The organism is Streptomyces speibonae (assembly GCF_984686075.1).
Window position 1 is genome coordinate 2,026,816 of the sequence record NZ_OZ480260.1, and the last position, 20,288, is coordinate 2,047,103.

The following is a 20,288-nucleotide window of genomic DNA, read 5'->3' on the forward strand; positions in this document are numbered from 1 at the left end:
CGATGGACCCCGTACTTGAGGTGCGTGACCTGCGGGTCGAGTACCGCGGTGACGGCCGTACGGTCGTCGGGGCGGACAACGTGTCGTTCGAGATCGGCGCAGGTGAGATCTTCGGCCTCGCCGGTGAGTCCGGCTGCGGCAAGTCGACCATCGCCAACGCGGTGATGCGGCTGCTGAAGCCCCCGGCGGAGATCACCGCGGGCAGCATCCGCTTCCAGGGCCGGGACGTCCTCGCCCTGGACGCACGCGAGCTGCGCGCCTTCCGCTGGCGGGAGATCGCCATGGTCTTCCAGTCGGCGATGAACTCCCTCAACCCCGTCCTGACCATCGGCGAGCAGATCGTCGACATCTTCACCACCCACGAGAAGATGAAGAAGCGGGCCGCGCGGGAGCGGGCCGGCGAGCTGCTTCAGCTGGTCGGCATCGATCCGGGAAGGCTGAAGGCGTACCCCCACCAGCTCTCGGGCGGCATGCGCCAGCGCGTGGTCATCGCCATGGCCGTCGCACTGCGGCCCCGACTGCTGATCATGGACGAGCCGACCACCGCGCTCGACGTGGTCGTGCAGCAGGAGATCATGGCGCAGATCCGCGACCTCCAGCGGGAGCTGGGCTTCTCCATCCTCTTCATCACCCACGACATGTCCCTGATGGTCGAGCTGTCGGACCGCATGGGCGTGATGTACGGCGGACGGATCGTCGAACTCGCCGACGCCAAGGACCTGTTCGCGGAGCCGCTCCACCCGTACAGCGAGGCGCTGATGAACGCCTTTCCGCCGCTGACCGGCCCGCGCCAGGAGCTCACCGGCCTCTTCGACGCCCCGCGCACTGCCGACAGCTGCGGCTTCCACGTCCGCTGTCCCGAGGACCGTTCGGACTGCTCCACGAACATCCCCGACCTGCGCGAGGTCGCGCCCGGCCGCTGGGTGGCCCGCAGCCTTGAAGGAGCCCCCCGATGACCGAAGCCCTGCTGTCCGTCCGCGGTCTGACCAAGGACTTCCAGGTCGGCACCGTCTTCTCCCGGCGCCGCGTCCGAGCCGTCAACGACGTCTCCTTCGACCTGCCGGCCGGCCGGATCACCGCCCTGGTCGGCGAGTCCGGCAGCGGCAAGTCCACCATCGCCCGCTGCCTCGCCCGCCTCGAACAGCCCACCGCCGGTGAGGTGTTGCTGGACGGCGAGGACGTCCTGCGCACCGAGCGGCGCCGGGCGTCACGGGCGTACCGCCGCAAGGTCCAGATGGTCTTCCAGGACCCCTTCGGCTCACTCAACCCCGTCCACCGCATCGAGCACTTCCTCACCCGGGCCCTCGTCCTGCACGGCCACTCCGCCACACCAGAGGCGCTGCGCGAGCTGATAGAAACGGTCGGCCTGACCGAGGACATGCTCCAGTCCTACCCGCACGAACTCTCCGGCGGCCAGCGTCAGCGCGTCTCCATCGCTCGCGCGCTGGCGGTGGAGCCGCGCCTCATCCTGGCCGACGAACCGACGTCGATGCTGGACGTCTCCGTGCGCGTCGGCGTGCTCAACCTGATGCGGCGCCTGCGCGACGAGCGGAACATCGCCATGCTCTACATCACGCACGACCTGGGCTCCGCCCGCTACCTCGCGGACACCACGATGGTGATGTTCGCCGGCGAACTCGTCGAGGGCGGCGACGCACTGGCCGTCATGGACGCCCCCGCCCACCCCTACACCCGCCTGCTGCTGTCCGCCGTACCCGACCCCGAACGGGCCGGCAGCTACGACCCCGTAGAACGCGCCAGGCTCCGCGAGGAGATCCTCAACCCCACGTCCTGCCCCTACGGCGACGACGGCACGTGCAGCCTCACCGAGCCCGTCCGCCACATCGTCGGCGAGATCGACGGACAACCCCACTGGGTGCGCTGCCACCTGCGCGCACCCGCCTCCGACATCGCCCGCCGCGTCCTCAAGGCCACCGACCGGCCGGACGTCGAGGCCACCGACGACACCGAGAAAGCGGAGACCACCGCCGCATGACCCACGACCTCACCCTCCCCTCCGGCACCCCCACCGCCGAGGGGCTGGCCGAACGCGCCCTGCGCGACCCCCACCGCCCCCGCTTCCACTTCACCTCGCCCGGCGGCTGGCTCAACGACCCCAACGGGCTGAGCCACTGGAACGGCGTCTACCACCTCTTCTACCAGTACAACCCGCTCGCTGCCGCCCACCACCGCATCCACTGGGGCCACGCCACCAGCACCGACCTCGTCCACTGGACCGACGAACCGGTCGCCCTCGTCCCCGGCACCACCGGCCCCGACCGCGACGGCTGCTGGTCCGGCGTCCTCGTCGACGACGGCGGAGTGCCCACGCTCGTCTACTCGGGCAGGCACGGCGAGCATGAGCTCCCGTGCGTGGCCAGGGGATCGGCGGATCTGAGGTACTGGACCAAGGACCCAGCCAACCCGGTCATCACCGCCCCGCCGGAGGGCATCGATATCACGGCCTTCCGCGACCACTGCGTGTGGCGGGAGGGCCAGCTGTGGCGCCATCTGGTGGGCTCGGGAATCCGGGGTGCCGGCGGAACGGCCTTCCTGTATGAGTCGGACGACCTGCGCAGCTGGCGCTACGTCGGCCCCTTGCTGACGGGTGACGCTGCACAGAACCGGGGCGAGCTCGACTGGACCGGCACGATGTGGGAGTGCGTCGACCTCTTCCGGCTCGGCGAGGACGAGGAAGTCGGCAGCACCGACGTGCTGGTCTTCTCCGCCTGGGACGAGGGCACCACCCACCACCCCCTGTACTGGACCGGCCGCTACCAGGGCGACACCTTCACGCCGACCGGCCTCCACCGCCTCGACTACGGCGGCCGCTACTTCTACGCCCCCCAGTCCACCCGTGACGAGCACGGCCGCCGCATCATGTTCGGCTGGCTCCAGGAGGGCCGGACGGATGAGGCGAACGCGCTGGCCGGCTGGTGCGGTGTGATGTCCCTGCCGAGGGTCGTCACGCTCGCCACGGACGGCGGCCTGCATCAGGCCCCGGTGCCGGAGCTGACTGAGCTGCGGCGGGAGCGCGTAGAGGTGGCTCCGGGGCGGTTGGCCGACCCGTACACCCGGCTGCACACTGTGCACGGGGACCAGTTGGACATCGAGACGACCCTGCGTCTCGCTCCCGGAGCGACCGCCCGGCTCGTCGTCCGTGAGACACCGGACGGCGCGGAACGCACGGTCGTGGAGGTGAGCCGGTCGCACGACGGAGCGGGCACTCTCCGTCTGCACCGCGAGACCAGCAGCCTCGACCCGACGGCCGACACTGAACCCCGGTACGGAGAGGTCCCGTCGGGCTCCGACGGGCGGGTCGACCTGCGCGTCCTTGTCGACCACTCCGCACTGGAGATCTTCGCCAACGGGCGTGCCCTGACCGCCCGCATCTACCCCACCCGCCCGGACGAGGCCGTAGGCGTCGGTATCGGTGCCGACGGCGACGTGGCCCTGGAGCGGTTCGACGCCTGGCAGATGGCGTCGGCCTTCACCGACGGACCCCGGCCGCTGTGGCCGTGACGGTCTTACACACGACCACGGCCCGCGGGGTGGACGTCCCCCCCGGGCCGTGGCCCACCCTTCCCTGTTCTCCCTCAGGAGCCGCCATGAGCGTGTCCCGCCGTACCCTCCTGCTCGCCGGAGGAACCGCCGCCACCCTGCTGCCTCTCGGAGGCATCCTCCCCGCAGCACAGGCCGCCCCGAGCGCCGCCGGAGCGACCCCCGCCGCCACCCCGGTTCCCGACCCCATCCCGGTCACCGGCACCTGGACCCGCACCTCCGACGGCGGCCAGAAGGCGACCGCTGGCCGTCGCGGGCCCGCCCTCGCCCTGTCCGAGCAGCAACTCGCGACCAATGGCATGTATGCGGCCCGCGTCACACCCCAATCCGCCGCTTCGGTGGGCGCGTTGGTGTTCCGGGCGGCCCTGGACGGCTCGGCCGGATACGCGGTCGCCCTCGACCCGGGCCGTGCCCGCATACGGCTCTACGACCTGGCCGGCGGCGACACACTCGCCACCGCTCCACTTCCGGGCGCGCACGCCGGAAAGCCCTATGACCTCGAAGTGGCAGTCGACGGACCCGAGCTGGCGGTGTACGTCGACGGCAAGCGGATCCTGCACACCGTTGACCACCGCCACGACACCGGCTCGGTGGGCCTGCTCGCCCAGGGCGGCAAGGTCACCTTCGGCGCCCCCTCCCTCTCCTCGGTCACCACCAACCTCACCGGCTGGACCACGAGCGGCGGCACCTGGGCAGCGAGTCCGCTGGGCTGGCGCGCGGCACCGACCCAGGGAGCCACCGCCCGCGCCATCACCACGACCAAGACCTACGACACAGCGCTCCAAGCCGACCTGCTCCTGCACGACGCCTCCGCCATCGCCGCATTGCTCGTACGCACGGACGCCAAGGCCACGCGTGGCTACGGCGTCCAAGTCGACCCGGAACAGGGCAGGCTGCGGCTCTATCGCATCGACGGCAACGTCACCCTCGGCACCTACGCGACCACCATCAAGGCTGACACGGTCTACCGCCTGCGCGTCGAAGCCGAACACGACGAGCTGCGCGTGCACTGGCAGACCAACTTCCTCTCCCCCGACGGCTACGCCCCCGTCATCACTGCCCAGGACTCCACCCACACCAAGGGCCAACTCGCCGTCACGGCATCGGCTGGCGAGGTGTCCTTCGAGAACATCGCCGGCGCCGACCTCACCACCGGCCTCCAGGGCTGGACGGCCCGCTCCGGCACCTGGACCCCCGACCTGCGCGGCATCCGCGGCGAGAACGGCCTGCGCACGGCCCCCTTCACCGACGGCGACCTCGTGGCGAGAGCCGACATCACACCCGGCGACCGCTCCTCCTCGGCCGGCCTCGTCCTGCGCGCGACCGCAAACGGCTCCGGCGGCTACGAAGCCCGCCTGGAAGCCGGCCGCGACGCCGTCGTCCTGCTGGACCGCTCCTCCGGCACCCGCCTCGCCTCCGCCACCGGCCCGGTCCGACCAATCACGGCCGGAAGCACGTACCGCGTCGAGGCCCGCGCGACGGGCACAACCATCGAGGTGTGCGTGGACGGCGTACGGGCGCTCAAGACTCGCGTGTCCCGCACCAAGGGCGCCACCGTCGGCACCGCGGCCGCGCACGGGACGTCGTACTTCCAGAACGTCGAGATCCACAGCACCGCCGACTATTTCACCGAGCCGTACCGCCCCACGTACCACTACTCCCAACTCACCGGCTCCACCAGCGACCCCTGCGGCCTGCTGCACTACGACGGCGAGTACCACCTCTTCCACCAGGACGAGGGCCGCTGGGCGCACGCAGTCAGCACCGACCTCGTCCACTGGCAGCCCTTGCCGATCGCCCTGCCCTGGAACGCCTACGGCCACTGCTGGACCGGCTGCGCGGTCGTGGACGCCGACGACACCTCCGGTCTCTTCGACGGCGGCTCGGGCCTGATCGCGTACTACACGAGCTACCACCCGGACAAGCCGGGCGGGAACGCCAGCGTGCGCATCGCGTACAGCAAGGACAAGGGACGCTCCTGGCAGCTGCACGGCGGCTCTGCCCCGGCCGTGCAGAACCCGGGAGGCCCCGACGCCGGCTGGACCTTCCGGGATCCGAAGGTGATCCGCGACGAGGCCCACGACCAGTGGCTGATGGTCGTCTCCGGCGGCGACCATGTCCGCTTCTTCACCTCCAGCGACCTCCTCGCCTGGACCCAAGTCAGCTCCTTCGGCTACGGCGACTGGGTCACCCCGGGCGTCTGGGAGTGTCCCGACTTCTTCCCGCTGCCGATCGACGGCGACAAGGACAAGGTGAAGTGGGTCCTCACCCTGAGCACCGGTGCCGTACGCGCCACGAACGGCTCGGCCGCCCAGTACTTCACGGGTGACTGGAACGGCACCAACTTCGCCCCCGACCAGAAGCCCGGCACGGTCCTGCGCGCCGACTCCGGCCGCGACTACTACGCCGCCATGTCCTTCTACGGCCTGCCCGACGACCGCCGCGTCTGGCTCGGCTGGATGAGCAACTGGGACTACCCCTTCAGCGCCCCGACCGGCGGCTGGAACGGCCAGCTGAGCACCCCCCGCGAACTGACCCTCACGGACACCGCCGACGGCGTACGCCTGGCGCAGCGCCCGGTCCCGGAACTGGTAACGCTGCGCACGTCCACCACGAACCGCAAGAACCTCGCCGTCGGCCCCGACTCCGCGAACCCGCTCGCGGGAGTCCGGGGCATCGCCTACGAGATCGAGGCCGAGATCACCCTCGGCACCGCCAGGGAGATCGGCTTCCGGCTCCGGACCGACGGCGACCAACACACGGCAGTCGGATACGACGCCGAGGCGCAGGAACTGTTCGTGGACCGCTCGGCATCGGGCCTGAGCGACTTCACGCAGTACTTCGCGGGCCGCACGACCGCGCCGATGAAGACGACCGACGGCCGCGTGACCCTGCGCGTGTACGTCGACTCGTCCTCGGTCGAGGCATTCGGCGCAAACGGACAGGCCGCCGTGACCAGCCTGATCTTCCCCGGTCCGGACGCCGACGGCATGGCCTTCTACGCCAAGGGCGGCACCGCACACATCGAGTCGCTCAAGGTGCACAGGCTGGACAGCACCTTCCGCCTGGTGAATCGGGTGAAGCCACTGGTGGCCGCCCCGACCGGCGGTGAATTCCGCTCGAACCTCGGCAAGCTGACGATCACCCCCGCCGGCCGCTGGTCGACGGACAGCGCGGGCCGCGCCGGAACCTTCGACAAAGACTCCAACGCGATCTCGGCTCGCACGGCGACGGACCTGGACCTCACCACCCTGGTCCGGCTCGGCGGCCCCGACCCGGACACCGGCGGCGCCCTCTCCCTCCTCTGGCGCGCCTCCTCCGACGGTGCCGACGCCTACTGCCTCAACATCGACCCCGACCTGCACGTGATCCGCCTGGTCGCCAAGGCCAACGGCTACTTCGACGACGCCGCCGCCCTCGCCCGCGTCCCCGCCCTGCTCCGCCACGGCACGACCTACCTCGTCCGCATCCTCACCGAGGGCGACCGCATCCAGGTATTCCTCAACGGTGAGCGGATCATCGACGTAACGGACACGACGTACACGAGCGGACACATCGGCCTCAACGTGTTCGGAGGGAGGGCGGCATACCAGGACGCCTACGCGAAGGAGCTGTGACCGCCGGTCATGCCGGCAGCAACCGTGACCGCAGAGGCTCCGCCCTCAAGTAGCCGACGGGTGGAGCACGTGGCCCGGCTGCTCCTGGGCGGACCGGATGTGGAAACTGACGGCATACAGCGCCTGCACCCCCGATGCCCTGTGCGACGACCGTTTCCCCCCTCGAAAGCGGTCAGGGCACCGCTCGGAGAGCAACCGTAATACCGCCGCGCCCAGGTCCGTAATGCCCTGGGCGGGGCTTCGAGGCCGAACGTCCGGTCAACCGAACGTCATAGCTGCTGGCCCCGACGGCCCGGATGATACGGGGAGCCGTCGTGCACGTGGAGGACGGCGCTCGCGGCGAGTTCGGCGACGACCAGGACGACCGCGTCGTGTGCCTCGGTGCCGTGCGGGTGGCCCCACTCGGTTACTGACTTTCGCACTCCGAGAACTGAGCTGCCCGGTGTGGTGCAAGATACCGAGATCACCCCGCGATGGCCCCGGTAACGCCCAGAGCCCCGAAGCGGGCGTCAGCCGAGCGTCAAGATTCCTCGAAAGAACCCCTGAAAGCGCCGCCGAAGCGACCGGCTCCCTCACGAAGTCGCAGGTCAGGCAACCTTCAAGGATCGATCCATCCATTCGACCCGCTGCATGGAGAGAAACAGGTCGGTCGCCGCGCCTGCGCCACAAAGCCGCAGGTCAAGCACCCTTCACGGCAGGCTCAAGAACTGCCACGCACTCCACGTGCGACGTCATCGGAAAGATATCGGCCTGAACGAGTCACGGAAAAGACCAGGTCAGAGCAGCTTTCTCGGCTCGCCGCGCAGCGTGAGTGCGCCCAGAGCGTCAAACGAGCGTCACGACTGGCCGGACGCACCCGCCCTCGGTACGGCAGGCGCGTCACCTTCATCAAGAGCTCTACGGATCTTGTCGCTTTCTGCGGGACGACCGCGCGGCGCCGGGGTTCCTACTCCTCCGTGGCAGCGTGGGAGCGTCGGCCGGAGACCTCTTCTCTACGGTGAGTGGCCTTACGGCGTGCGGCTCACGCCCCTCGATCCCCTCGGTCCCGGGGATAGGGTCGGTCTGCAGTGGTGCGGGAGCAGAACGCTGGGCGTTGTCCGGGACGGGCAGGACGTTCCGACGATGCAACTCGGCGACGCTGACCAGCGGCGACATGAGAACACGGTCGAGCAGTTCATTCTGAGCCGACTGCAGCTCGACCAGATGCCACAGAACGGACAACACGTACTGTAGTTCCTCACTCCAGGCAGGTAGCCACCGCTCGGGCCGGATGTGGTCCAGCTGGCTGACGGCTCTGCGAGACGGCGGTCCCGTCCTACGTTTCAACCAGCCGTCGAGAACGTTCTGTCCGCTGACCTGGTAATCCCGCATTTGCTGAGTTACCGCACCGAAAACTCCTTGGCCGAAGTGGAGTTCCAGACGGTCGGAGTCGTAGACGAAACTCTCGGGTAGTTCGTCCCTGCCGACCTGTCTCCGGTACGTGATCGCCGGCTGTGCGGTCGTCCAGACCTCCTGGGGTCCGCCGGGCCTCCCCGCCACCGGGTCCACGAGTCTCTCTCCGAAGGTGGAGGCCCAGATCACCTTCCGCCCGATGTGCAGCGCCTCCGACCACAGCGTGGCGTCACCGGTGAGCGGTACGCGGACGCCGACGGTGGTGAGTTCGTCATCGAAGCGGGACCGGAAACCAGGGTGGGCCGTGATCGCGGCGATGTACGCGAGCAAGTCCTCGGCGGAGACAGCCAGACCGCCGAAGGAGTTACGAAGGTGCTGGAGAAGGCCGGGGGTCACATTGGGGGTGCCGTCCTTCTGCAGGAAGGGGATCACCCTGCCACCACCCCAGCCGGCGAAGTGATGCATGTCCGGCATCAGCGCGGTGAACAGCGTGGCGGGGCCGTCACCGAACCGTTCTGAGTGCAGCTCCACGATGTGTATCTGGCCCTCGGCCCGGTTCTCCCACAGCTCCGGCGAGCACCTGTCAAGGACTCTGTTGTCCGGGATGATCCACTGCCGATCGAAAGGGCGGAAGGCCACAGGCACCGGCTCCGGACACTCGGGACCCGCCTCCAGCATCGACCGCCTTCGCTGTGCCGATCCCGGGAGCGGCTTGACCGGCCGGTCGATGGTACGGCCGCCTTTGGTCTCCCTGAACAAGGCACGCTTCTCGGCCAGGTCCGTCTCGGCGGTCAACCTCCGCCACCGGGAGCGCAGCGTATCGGGGTCCGCGGAGTAGACCCACGTCCGCTTGGGCAAAATGCCGGGCACTGTCCATGGCAGCAGATCATCCAATGCGGGATACGTATCCCATGCTCCGATGGCCGCAGGGGTGAACGGAGCATGGGCATCCTGACGCACCGGGCGCCACTGGTCACTGTCCGGCCCGAGAGCCTCGAGCTGTGCGTACTTCTCCTCACGAGTGCTGCCGTCCAGGGCGACGTACCTGATACGGGCAGGTTCGGTGTCGGCTCTGCTGCGGACGAACACGGCGATCGTCAGTTGCTGCTGAACGCCCTCGAAGAGGCGTGTCCGTAAAGGTGGCTGGATACCCTCGGGGCTGAGGTCAATGATCCAGCCCTCGGAACAAGTCTCACGCAGGTACTTCCTCATCCCTCGGAAACCGGGCCCGCTGAGGAAGCCCGCGGTACTGATGAAGGCGACGATTCCGCGGTCCGACTCGGAACGGTGCTGTTCGAAGACCTTGAAGGTGGCCCAGCGCCAGAAGTAGACGTACAGGTTCTTGAGCTTGTTCTCGTGTACTCCGTTTCTGCCACCAAGGCGGAAGGCATCGAGCAGGGGTGCTTTGTCATCCCCCTCGCGCCCCTTCTCCACCCAACCGCCCTCCCCCTCGGCTCTCTCCCGGTCCGGGGGGTTACTGATCATGACAGTGACCTTCTGCTCGCGCTTGATCCAGTCCGCCTTGCGGGTGTTCTCGACCAGAGGATCGCCATCGGGCAGGAACGTGAAGAGCGTGGCCCTCTCGTAGGGGTCTGCGAGGGTGTCGGCGAGATGGAGCCGCAGATCGCCGAGTTGAGTGTCGGTGACTTGCTTACGGAGGGTCTGGGTGATTCTCATCTGGGCGACCGCGTAGGCGGCCATTTGACGCTCGAAGCCGATCAGCCGTCCCGCCAGCTGTTCCACCGCTTCGCCGCGGAAACCCTCCCCGCGGCGGGAGCGTTCTTCGGCGACCCTGTCGATAATCTCGCTGAGGAACGTGCCGGTGCCCATCGCAGGGTCGACGATCGTCACCTGCTCGTCGGCGAAGCCCTCCACACAGCCCAGGCGGGTACGCAGCACTGCGTCGGTGAAGCGAACCATCTCCTTCACCAGACGGGGCGGGGTGTAGTACGTGCCGGAGCGTTTACGCAGATCGCGGTCGTACTCCTGGAGGAAATCCTCGTAGAGATGAACGTGGGCGTCGGGCGTCCGTGCTCGGATCGCCTCCCAGTCGACAGCGTCGATGACCTGCACGAGCGTGTCGATTCGGCGGGCGAACTCGGCGTCCACCGTCTCCGTCAGCAACTGCAGGGCTCGACCCATGACCGTGTTCTCTGCCTTCAACTCATGTGCAACATCAACGAAGTTGCGGTCGGCGAGCGGTACGTTCTCGATACGGGCCAGCAGCAGGGCGAAGGCGATCGTCTGGGTGTAACGGTCGGCGAAGAGGTGATCGGGGTCTTGCCCATCGGTTGAGGGGAAGAGCACCTTGCTCCAGTGGTGTGCCAAGGCGGTGAACGGCTTGGGGACAAGTCGTCGGCTGCGAGTACCGTCTGGCGTTCTGCGTTCGAGGGCGAGCTGCTCCAGCACCTCCTCGCGCAAGTACTGACACAGCGGAGCGATAGACGACACCAACTGGCCAACAGTCGTGATGCGTCGGGGCTGCCACCCGAGAAATTCCCGCAACAGATCCCGAAACGCCCCTCCATCGGCTGCACTGATACGCAACCGGCTGCCGGACCGGTACAGATCACCTTCGAGCCGAACCGTGCGCAGAGGCCGCGACCCGCCTCGGTACAGGCACCAGGTGTGACCGTTGCTATACAGCACATTCGGCAGTCGGCGCATCAGCTCCCACTGCTCCCGGTCCCGCTTCGTGAAGCCGTCAGGCGTGACGTCGTGCCCCGGGGCCTTCAGCTCGAGGAACCCGGTGATGCGCCCCGATGTCTCCACCGCGTAATCCGGACGCACCCGGGCCTCGGGCAAGGAATACTCAGGATGAAGGCGAGGACGCAGCTTCCAGCGCGCCCCGAATGTCTCCACCAGCTTCGCCACCGGCAAGCTGATGGACGCCTCCGTGTCGCTGACCCGCAGACGCTCCCTGCACTCGGACCCAAAGTCCGACACGAGAGTCCGTATCCACTCCTCCGGCACCTTGTCCCCTCCAAGCTGTGGACGCGGACGGTGGATCACCGCAGACACAGCTTGTTGGAGGCGAAAGGACCGCCTCAGTGCGCACGGGGGGCGCGCGAGGGGCACGGACGGCGCGTTCCGTGACCGCTGGGAAAAGAGGGGCGGATGTTGGTCGGGAAGAGACCTCCAGAGCCCCCCTTGACCGCCCCTCAGGCGGGAAGGCGCTCTCGGGACGCCATTCCCGATTTACTACCGGGGTGCTGGAATCCTTCCTTCATTCCGTCATCGCAGCGATGCACAGTGTGCGAATCACCGAAGGCGAGCGGCCCCTCTGCCCCGCCTCTCGAAAGTCCTACAGATGCTTGCCGCCATACGCATTAACCCGCTGGACGGACGACCCCCAAGGACGGGACCAGCGCCCGGCGGACTGCCAGGAGTGAGCACCGCTCACGGAATAGCAGACTGCGGCAACCAGCTCACCAGGAGATCCGTCCCCGCTCGCTCCGGACGCCAGCTCGCTCATCATGACACTCGCAACGTCTCCGGCCGCCATAATGGAGTCATGCCCTCCAGCCCACAGCACCCCGCACCCACCCCAAGGAACGTCTCGGGAGCGGACGCCGAGGACCTCGCGCTGTACCGGGAGAAGTTCCGTCGCCGTCTGCCGGAGTCGCTGGACGAGCTGCGCGGGCCGACACACGGTGTCGTGGATCTGCCGCTGCACCTGGCCTGGTCCGGGATGACCTCGTACGACCTGGGCAAGCCGCGCCAGCGTATGGGCCTGTACCGCACCGTCTTGCACGAGGGCCTGCACGACGACCTGCCCCGCTACCTCGACCAGGACCTGCTCCTCCAGCTGTGGCCGGTGCTGCGCACCCTCGTCGGCCGCAGCGTGCGCGCCGTATGGGAAGACGCCTTCCCTCAGCTCGCGTCCCGCGCCCGGGCAGCCGCGTGACGGACATGCCGGAGCTGCACACGCGGCTCCTGGCGGATGTGCTCGCGCTCGGCTCCCCGTATCCCTTGGTTCTCACCGGCGGATACGCCGTGCGGGCACACCGCCTCGTGAACCGCCCCAGCCAGGACCTCGACGTCGCCACCGAGAACCCGGCGCCCATGGCCGACATCGCCGCCACGCTCCGCGCCGGACTGGAAGCCCGCGGCTGGAAGGTGCACGCGCTGGAGACCGCCCCGCTGTCCGCCCGCTTCACCGTGACCGACCCGGCCACCGGCCAAGAATGCGAAGTCGACATCCTCAAGGAGATCTTCTGGCGGCCGGTCGCCCAGAGCCCGTACGGGCCCGTCCTCGCGGAGGAGGACGTGATCGGGACCAAGGTCCGCGCCCTCGCCGACCGCGGAGCGCCCCGCGACCTGATCGACGTGTTCGCAGCCTCCCGCCGCTGGACCAGTGCCGAGCTCGAAGAGTTCGGCCGCCGCCACGCCCGCGGCCGCTTCGAGCGCGAGGATCTGCAGTCGAACCTCACGGGCGCCGAGTGGACCGACGATGAAGCCTTTGCCGCCTATGGGCTCGATGACGCCACCATCACCGCTCTCCGCTCCTGGGCCGTGGAGTGGGCCGACCACCTCGCGACCCGTCTCCTCGAAGAGTCCGATGATCCGCACATCGACTGATCACGTCCAAATGAGGGCTCGCGGTGAGGCGGGGCTTGCGCGCTGAAATCCGCCGTACCGTACAGTGCCAGAGTGGTCACCATGAGTGCCCACGGATGCAAGGTGCCCGCCGGGGCCGGCTACAGGTGCAGTCCCACATGGTTCACGATGAACCGCTTCTCCTCGGAGTCGAGGGCGAAGTAGATGCGTCCGACCTCATTGGGCGAGACGGCGTCCCGGACCTTGATGTGCGGCAGTCCGTCCCAACGCTTTCCGTTGAACATGAAGTAGCGCTTGTCCTTGTCCTTGCTGAGTTTCTCGTCGTTGGGCGCGAATTTCAGTCCGTGGTTGTCGTAAAACCACTGGGCCAGCCTGGGCATCCTGCCGGAATTGGAGTACAGGTCCGTCGCAGCCTGCGCAAGGGCGGTCAGCCGGTCGGTCATCTCCTGGGGGTACGGGTAGCGGGAGTCCTTCCAGGTGCGCGCCGCTCTCGCCGTGAACACGATGTGCTCCTCTGATGCCTTAACGAGAGCTTCGAAAGTGGGTACGGCGTCCGTTCCCAGAGGAGGGATCTCGCTCCACGCGTCCGATGTGGCCGCCTGCCCGCTCCCGCCCTTCGACAGGTTTAGGTACTCGTTCTTCCAGTAGTCCCGGTCCTGACGCAGGGCCTCAGCGGTGGCGGCATCGTCTCGCGCCTTGTCGCGTTCCTCCATGCAGCTCTGTGCCATGTCCTCCCAAGATGTGGCGTCCTCTTCGAGCTGCCGGACACGCTTCTGCAGCGCTTCGAGCTCGGCGGTCGTGTCTCCGGCGGCCTGGGCGCGCGACAACTGCTCCGCCGCCCTGCGGGCTCCCGCGCGGTACGACGCCTGTCGCGCACGCTCCCACGCCGTGTCACTGCCGCGGGCGATGACAGAGAGATGGGCGAGCGACGGCATCAGCCGCCGTTCCACGAAGGACGTCTGAGACACCTCCTCCCGTGAGTAGGCGGGGTGCTCCAGGCCGAGGTCGGGCCAGACCAGCCGGGCGCCACCGCTGGGTACGGCCACCTGCTCGTGGGCCCGGCGGACGGCCTGTGCGGTCACGTAGTTCAGGGTCACCACCTGGGCCAGGCCCGCGAGTTGCCCCGACGCATCGGCCGCCGCGCTCCATCCCGCCTGGTCCCTGGGGTGCATCAGGAGAATGGGGAGGCGCGTGCGCAGCGCCAGGACGTCGAGGAGTACGTCAGCGTGACTCTCCTCCCGGATCCTCTCGTATCGCCCCGTGGCGAGCTGGCTCAGCACCCGCACTTCAAGTTGCTCGTCGCCGAGCACCGCCCGCAACAGGTTGGGGCGCTTGAGCGGCGGATCCTGCACCGGCGCTATCCAGCCGTCGGGGATCTCCCTGCCCATGACGATCCTGAGCCCGCCGCCTTCCCCCGACTGGGAGACCGTGACCCGGGTGACAAACTGGGCCGGTCCCGTAGACAGCGGCTGGTGGATGGTCATGCGCAGGGCGCGGGTGAGTTCGTCGCCCGCCACGGTCCAGCTCACTGTGCGGTCACCGTGGCCGGGAATCTTGCCGGCGAGCACCGCCCGGCCATCCCTGTCGAGTTCGGTCGCCGACGGTGCCGGTACACGTCCGTGGTGGCCGAGCCAGTCGGCGAGATGGCCGCGAAGGCTCTCGTAGACGTGGCCCGGCTGCTCCTGGGCGGACCGGATGTCGAAACTGACGGCATACAGCGCCTGCACGGCGGCTCCCCTCACCCCCGATGCCCTGTGCGACGACCGTTTCCCCCTCGAAAGCGGTCAGGGCACCGCTCGGAGAGCAACCGTAATACCGCCACGCCCAGGTGCGTAATGCCCTGGGCGTGGCTTCGGGGCCGACCGTCCGGTCAACCGAACGCCATAGCTGCTGGCCCCGACGGGGCCGATGAAACGGGGCGCCGTCGTGCACTCCGCCAGACCGTCTTGCCGGGCCGGGGCTGTCGCGTACGCCCCAGTCGGCGGCGAGCGCATCGACAAGGCAGTCTGTGGCATCTGCCCTCGTCCGGATCGGGAGCCTGTCGCGCCAGCCGCGTGGGGTGAATGTCGGTCACCTCGATTCGGACGACGCCCAGACTCTCGTCGTGGGAAAGGGACGGGGCGAAGCCCCGCCCGGGACGCGGCCGTGGAGGACGGCGTTCGCGGCGAGTTCGGCGACGACCAGGACGACCGTGTCGTGTGCCTCGGTGCCGTGCGGGTGGCCCCACTCGGTTACTGACTTTCGCACTCCGAGAACTGAGCTGCCCGGTGTGGTGCAAGATACCGAGATCACCCCGCGATGGCCCCAGTAACGCCCAGAGCCCCGAAGCGAGCGTCAGCCGAGCGTCAAGATTCCTCGAAAGAACCCCTGAAAGCGCCGCCGAAGCGGCCGGCTCCCTCAAGAAGTCGCAGGTCAGGCAACCTTCAGGATCGATCCATCCATTCGACCCGCTGCATGGCGAGAAACAGGTCGGTCGACCCGCCTGCGCCACAAAGCCGCAGGTCAAGCACCCTTCACGGCAGGCTCAAGAACTGCCACGCACTCCACGTGCGACGTCATCGGGAACAGGTCGAACACCCGCAGCGTCCGCACCCGGTACCCCCCGTCGCGGAAGTACGCCAGGTCCCGGGCCAGGGCCGCCGGGTCGCAGGCCACGTAGGCGATCCTGCGGGCGCCCAGGGAGGACAGGTGGGCCACCGTCCTGCGGCCGGCGCCGGCGCGGGGCGGGTCGAGGACGACGAGGTCGACGTCCGTGATGCCGGTGCGGGGCAGGACGGACTCGACCTTGCCCTGTTCGATGCGGACGCGCGGGAAGTCCGCGAGGTTGTGGCGGGCGTCCTCGACGGCGCGCTTGCCGGACTCGATGCCGAGGACCGCGCCCGCCTCGCCGACCCGGTCGGCCAGCGCGCCCGCGAACAGGCCGACGCCGCAGTAGAGGTCGAGGGCCATGTCGCCCTTGCGGGGCAGCAGGCCCTGCATGACCGCGGTGACGAGGGTGTCGGCGGCCTTCGGGTGGACCTGCCAGAAGCCGCCGCCCGCGACGCGGTGGGTGCGGCCGTCCGCGCGTTCACGGACGAAGGGGCGGCCGTGCACGCGGTGGATCTGGCCGTTGCGTTCGTCGACGCGCAGGACCGAGACGGGGCGGTCGAGTTCGACGAGCGGGAGGCGGGCGCCGGGCTTCGGGGTGAGGACGACCTGGCGGTCCTGGGAACCGGTGGCCGCGATGGCCTCGACGGAGTCCATGCCCGTCCAGTCCCGCTTCTCGATGCCCAGCTCGCTGACGCCCTCCGCTGCGATCATGCAGTGGTCGATCGGCTCGACCTCGTGCGAGCGGTGGCGGCGCAGGCCCGCGCGGCCGTCGGCGGTGACGGCGTACTGCACGCGCGTGCGCCAGGCCGGGACCTGGCCCGCGGGGACCTTGTCGCCCTCGGCCGGCATCACCGTGCCGTCCCAGCCGGCCTCCTCGGGCGTGAGCCCGGCCAGGCGCTGGAGTTGCTCCGCCACGACCTCGCCCTTCAGGCGCCGCTGCGCGCCCGGCTTGGCGTGCTGCCAGTCGCAGCCGCCGCAGCGGCCGGGTCCGGCGTACGGGCAGGGGGCGTCGATGCGGTCCTTGGAGGCGTCCAGCACCCGCACCGCGTCCGCGCGCAGGAAGCGGGCCCCCTCCTCGCCCTCCGTGACCTGCGCGACCACACGCTCGCCGGGCAGGGCGTGCCGGACGAAGAGGACCTGGCCCTCGGACGTACGGGCGATGCAGTGGCCGCCGTGGGCGACGGGGCCGACCTCGACCTCGTACTCCTGCCCCACCAGTGATTTCCTCGGTTCTGCCTGCATGGCGGGGTGACTCCACAACATCGAGAGCGGACCGGCCCCTCGGGGGCCCGGGACAACAGCCCACCAGTCTACGGGTGCGGGGAGGAGTCCTTCGCCCGTTCGGCCGGGCCGCGGCGCACCGAGCCCGGTGCCGCCCAGTCCTGCCGCCTGCGGGCCCGCCGTTTGGCGGCCTCGGAGGACTGCAACTGGTAGGGCACCGAGGTCACCATCACGCCCGGGGTGAACAGCAGCCGGCCCTTGAGCCGCAGCGCGCTCTGGTTGTGCAGCAGGTGCTCGTACCAGTGGCCGACCACGTATTCGGGGATGATCACGGACACCACGTCGCGCGGTGACTCGTTGCGCAGGCTCTTGACGTACTCGATCACCGGGCGGGTGACCTCGCGGTAGGGCGAGTCGAGCACCTTCAGGGGTACGTCGATGCCGCGCCGCTCCCATTCCTCGCGCAGGGCCCTGGTCTCGTCCGGGTCCACGTTGACGCTGAGCGCCTCCAGGGTGTCGGAGCGCATGAGCCGGGCGTACGCGAGCGCGCGCAGGGCGGGGCGGTGGATCTTGGAGATCAGGACGACGGAGTGGACCCGGGACGGCCGTACGCTGTCGTCGGTCGGGGCCTCGGGGGCCGCGATCTCCTCGGCGACGCGGTCGTAGTGCTTCCGGATCGCCGTCATGGTCGCGTAGAAGATGCACATGCCGAGCAGCGCGACCCAGGCACCGTGCGTGAACTTGGTGACGAGTACGACGACGAGGACCAGGCCGGTGAAGAAGGCTCCGAAGGCGTTGATGGCCCGGGAGCGGATCATGCGGCGGCGCTCGGCCACGGCCCGCTCGGTGGCCAGCAGCCGGTTCCAGTGCCGCACCATGCCGGTCTGGCTGAGGGTGAAGGCCACGAAGACGCCGACGATGTAGAGCTGGATCAGCCGGGTGGAGTCGGCGCCGTAGATCGCCACCAGCAGCGCGGCGGCGCCCGCTAGCAGCACGATGCCGTTGGAGAAGGCGAGCCGGTCGCCGCGCGTGTGCAGTTGGCGGGGGAGGTAGCGGTCCTGGGCGAGGATCGAGCCGAGCAGCGGGAAGCCGTTGTAGGCGGTGTTCGCGGCGAGGAACAGCACCAGCGCGGTGGCGGCGGCGAGGATCATGAACAGGACGCTGCCGTGGCCGAACACGGCCTCGGCGACCTGGGAGATCACCGGGTCCTGGACGTATCCGGTGCCGAGCGGGACGCCGTCGCGGGTCAGGTCCTGGGCCGGGTTCTCGGCCAGGCGGACGTCGGTGACGGAGGCCAGTGCGATGATCCCGCAGAACATGGTGACGGCGAGCAGGCCCATCAGGGCGAGGGTGGTCGCCGCGTTCTGCGCCTTGGGCTTGCGGAAGGCCGGGACGCCGTTGGAGATCGCCTCCACGCCGGTGAGCGCGGCGCAGCCGGAGGAGAAGGCGCGCAGCAGCAGGAAGACCAGGGCGAAGCCGGCGAGGCCGGGGTGCTCGGGTTTGATCTCGAAGTCCGCGGTCGGTGCCCGCATCTCCTCGCCGAGGACGACCGCGCGGAAGGACCCCCAGGCGATCATGGCGAAGATGCCCGTGACGAAGACGTACGTGGGGATCGCGAAGAGTGTGCCCGACTCCCTGACCCCGCGCAGGTTCATCAGCGTCAGCAGCACGATCACGCCGATCGCGCAGGCCGCCTTGTGCTCGGCGACGAACGGGATCGCGGCGCCCAGGTTCTCGACGCCGGCGGAGATCGACACGGCGACGGTGAGGACGTAGTCGACGAGCAGGGCGCTGGCGACGGCGAGTCCGGCCCTGGGACCGAGGTTGGTGCCGGCCACCTCGTAGTCACCGCCGCCGCTCGGGTAGGCGCGGACGTTCTGGCGGTAGGAGGCGACGACGGTGAACAGCAGCACGACGACGGCGACGGCGATCCACGGGCTGAAGTGGTACGCCGAGAGGCCCGCGACGGACAGGACCAGCAGCACCTCGCCGGGGGCGTAGGCGACGGAGGACAGCGGGTCGGAGGCGAACACGGGGAGTGCCACGCGCTTCGGCAGAAGCGTTTCCCCGAGCCGGTCGCTGCGCAGTGCGCGCCCGATGAGGATCCGTTTGGGCACGTCGGTCAGTTTGGACACAACAGTGGATCGTAAGCCGTCGGCCACGGGGGCGACCCACCCGCCACCCCCTTCCATACGGCATCGATACGCCTCTGCCCTCCGGGTGAATTCAGCGCGGGCCGGGAGCGGATTCCGCAGGTCGCGGAAGTGTCATGCCCAGCGGCGCGGAACTTCCATCTCTATATGACTAGCCACGTCCCGTGGAGGTCTCATGCACACGACCGCAGAACTGATCGGCGCCGCGGCCACGCTCGTCGGCCTCGGCATCCTCGCCGTGGCGAGCGTGCGCAGCATCACGCGCCGCTGACCGGGCCGGGGGCGGACGCGGCGCATCCGTCGCGCAGTTCCCGCGGTCCGATGGCCGCCACGCGTGTGGAGGGCACCGTGCAGGCGTAGGCGCCGGCCACCGCACCCAGCCGGGCGCAGTGAAGGGGCGGCTCGCCCCGGAGGAAGCCGTGGAGGAACGCCGCCGCGAAGGCGTCACCGGCCCCGTTGGAGTCCACGACCGGCGCCGGGGGCTCGGCGGCGGGGATCCGGACCGTCCCGCCGTCGGCGAGCAGCAGCGCGCCCTCGGCCCCCGCGGTGGCGACGACGACCCGGGCCCTGCCCCGTTCGGCGATCCGGCGCATCGTGGCCTCCGGTTCCGGCAGGGCCGCGGCCGAGAGGAAGACGAGGTCCGCGGCGAGCGCGAAGGACTCGTGGTACGGGTTGGCTCCGTCCCAGTCGTGCAGGTCGGTCGAGATCGTCACGTCCGCCTCGCGCAGCAGGGGCAGGGCCTCGGCACAGGGCTGGGTGATGACGACGTGGGCGTGCCGGCTGACGGCGGCGAGACGGCGCACGGTCTTTTCGGGAAGCCGGTCCGTCCCGGCCCAGCGGGTCGCGTCGTACAGGGAGAGCCGGCGGCCGTCGGGGCCGACCAGGTTGACCGCGCGTTTGGTGCCGCACGGCTGCGGTACGGCGGTGAGCGCGATGCCGTGGTCCCGGTGCAGGGCGCGGACGAGGTCGCCCTCATGGTCGTCGCCGATCAGGTCGAGGTGGTGGGTGCGCAGGCCGAGGGCGCTGGTGCCGAGGGCGACGAAGTCGCCGCTCTGTCCCGCGCGGGTGACGATGCCCGGCCGGATCATATGACTGTCGGCGAGCGGAACGGGCAGTTCGGGCACATGCACGATCGTGTCCACACCGGCGCCGCCCAGGACGAGCACGTCGATCTCCGCGGTCATTGGCTGGTTTC

12 protein-coding genes are annotated in these 20,288 nt (G+C 69.3%); 6 read left to right on the plus strand and 6 right to left on the minus strand.

Annotated elements, in window-relative coordinates:
* Positions 1–2: 2 nt before the first annotated feature.
* From AC5L3C_RS08895 to AC5L3C_RS08910, 4 genes are all read left to right on the plus strand, one after another.
* Positions 3–956, plus strand: a complete 954-nt coding sequence (locus AC5L3C_RS08895; RefSeq protein WP_125503748.1) for an ABC transporter ATP-binding protein — start codon at positions 3–5, stop codon at positions 954–956.
* Positions 953–1,996, plus strand: coding sequence for an ATP-binding cassette domain-containing protein (locus AC5L3C_RS08900; protein WP_125503750.1), 1,044 nt, complete (start codon positions 953–955; stop codon positions 1,994–1,996). Before AC5L3C_RS08895 ends, AC5L3C_RS08900 begins: the two co-directional genes overlap by 4 nt.
* Positions 1,993–3,522, plus strand: coding sequence for a glycoside hydrolase family 32 protein (locus AC5L3C_RS08905; protein ID WP_125503752.1), 1,530 nt, complete (start codon positions 1,993–1,995; stop codon positions 3,520–3,522). The genes AC5L3C_RS08900 and AC5L3C_RS08905 overlap by 4 nt, the downstream gene beginning before the upstream one ends.
* A gap of 86 nt (positions 3,523–3,608) precedes the next feature.
* Positions 3,609–7,178 (plus strand): glycoside hydrolase family 32 protein, encoded by a 3,570-nt coding sequence (locus AC5L3C_RS08910; protein ID WP_125503754.1) that lies wholly within the window; start codon positions 3,609–3,611, stop codon positions 7,176–7,178.
* Positions 7,179–7,447: 269 nt separating this feature from the next.
* Here the strand turns inward: AC5L3C_RS08910 and AC5L3C_RS08915 are convergent, their stop codons facing one another.
* Both AC5L3C_RS08915 and AC5L3C_RS08920 read right to left on the minus strand, forming a co-directional pair.
* Complete coding sequence (locus AC5L3C_RS08915; protein WP_164555596.1) at positions 7,448–7,600, minus strand: hypothetical protein; 153 nt, start codon at positions 7,598–7,600, stop codon at positions 7,448–7,450.
* Positions 7,601–8,075: 475 nt separating this feature from the next.
* The gene (locus AC5L3C_RS08920) at positions 8,076–11,444 is read right to left on the minus strand and encodes a type ISP restriction/modification enzyme (protein WP_360596715.1); all 3,369 of its coding nucleotides are present in this window, start codon (positions 11,442–11,444) and stop codon (positions 8,076–8,078) included.
* Positions 11,445–12,084: 640 nt separating this feature from the next.
* Between AC5L3C_RS08920 and AC5L3C_RS08925 the strand changes: the two genes are divergently transcribed.
* Together AC5L3C_RS08925 and AC5L3C_RS08930 are read left to right on the plus strand one after the other, a co-directional pair.
* Positions 12,085–12,477, plus strand: a complete 393-nt coding sequence (locus tag AC5L3C_RS08925; protein ID WP_205077499.1) for a hypothetical protein — start codon at positions 12,085–12,087, stop codon at positions 12,475–12,477.
* A gap of 5 nt (positions 12,478–12,482) precedes the next feature.
* Positions 12,483–13,151 (plus strand): nucleotidyl transferase AbiEii/AbiGii toxin family protein, encoded by a 669-nt coding sequence (locus AC5L3C_RS08930; RefSeq protein WP_205077501.1) that lies wholly within the window; start codon positions 12,483–12,485, stop codon positions 13,149–13,151.
* Between the two features lie 119 nt (positions 13,152–13,270).
* Here the strand turns inward: AC5L3C_RS08930 and AC5L3C_RS08935 are convergent, their stop codons facing one another.
* From AC5L3C_RS08935 to AC5L3C_RS08950, 4 genes are all read right to left on the minus strand, one after another.
* Positions 13,271–14,857: a tropomyosin gene (locus AC5L3C_RS08935; RefSeq protein WP_205077503.1), complete on the minus strand. Its 1,587-nt coding sequence runs from the start codon at positions 14,855–14,857 to the stop codon at positions 13,271–13,273.
* 775 nt (positions 14,858–15,632) lie between these two features.
* On the minus strand, positions 15,633–16,961 hold the full coding sequence (locus tag AC5L3C_RS08940; protein WP_493648256.1) for a class I SAM-dependent RNA methyltransferase: 1,329 nt from the start codon (positions 16,959–16,961) through the stop codon (positions 15,633–15,635).
* A 68-nt stretch (positions 16,962–17,029) separates the two neighbouring features.
* Positions 17,030–19,075: an APC family permease gene (locus AC5L3C_RS08945; protein WP_493648258.1), complete on the minus strand. Its 2,046-nt coding sequence runs from the start codon at positions 19,073–19,075 to the stop codon at positions 17,030–17,032.
* Positions 19,076–19,350: 275 nt separating this feature from the next.
* A complete protein-coding gene (locus tag AC5L3C_RS08950) occupies positions 19,351–20,277 on the minus strand; it encodes an adenosine kinase (RefSeq protein WP_493648259.1) in 927 nt (308 codons plus the stop codon).
* Between the last annotated feature and the right edge of the window lie 11 nt (positions 20,278–20,288).

Bases quoted from the DNA above. Each gene is read 5' to 3' on its own strand.
- AC5L3C_RS08900 (WP_125503750.1), top strand. From the start codon at position 953: ATGACCGAAGCCCTGCTGTCCGTCCGCGGTCTGACCAAGGACTTCCAG.
- AC5L3C_RS08925 (WP_205077499.1), top strand. From the start codon at position 12,085: ATGCCCTCCAGCCCACAGCACCCCGCACCCACCCCAAGGAACGTCTCG.
- AC5L3C_RS08895 (WP_125503748.1), top strand. From the start codon at position 3: ATGGACCCCGTACTTGAGGTGCGTGACCTGCGGGTCGAGTACCGCGGT.
- AC5L3C_RS08910 (WP_125503754.1), top strand. From the start codon at position 3,609: ATGAGCGTGTCCCGCCGTACCCTCCTGCTCGCCGGAGGAACCGCCGCC.
- AC5L3C_RS08950 (WP_493648259.1), bottom strand. From the start codon at position 20,277: ATGACCGCGGAGATCGACGTGCTCGTCCTGGGCGGCGCCGGTGTGGAC.
- AC5L3C_RS08905 (WP_125503752.1), top strand. From the start codon at position 1,993: ATGACCCACGACCTCACCCTCCCCTCCGGCACCCCCACCGCCGAGGGG.
- AC5L3C_RS08940 (WP_493648256.1), bottom strand. From the start codon at position 16,961: ATGCAGGCAGAACCGAGGAAATCACTGGTGGGGCAGGAGTACGAGGTC.
- AC5L3C_RS08930 (WP_205077501.1), top strand. From the start codon at position 12,483: ATGCCGGAGCTGCACACGCGGCTCCTGGCGGATGTGCTCGCGCTCGGC.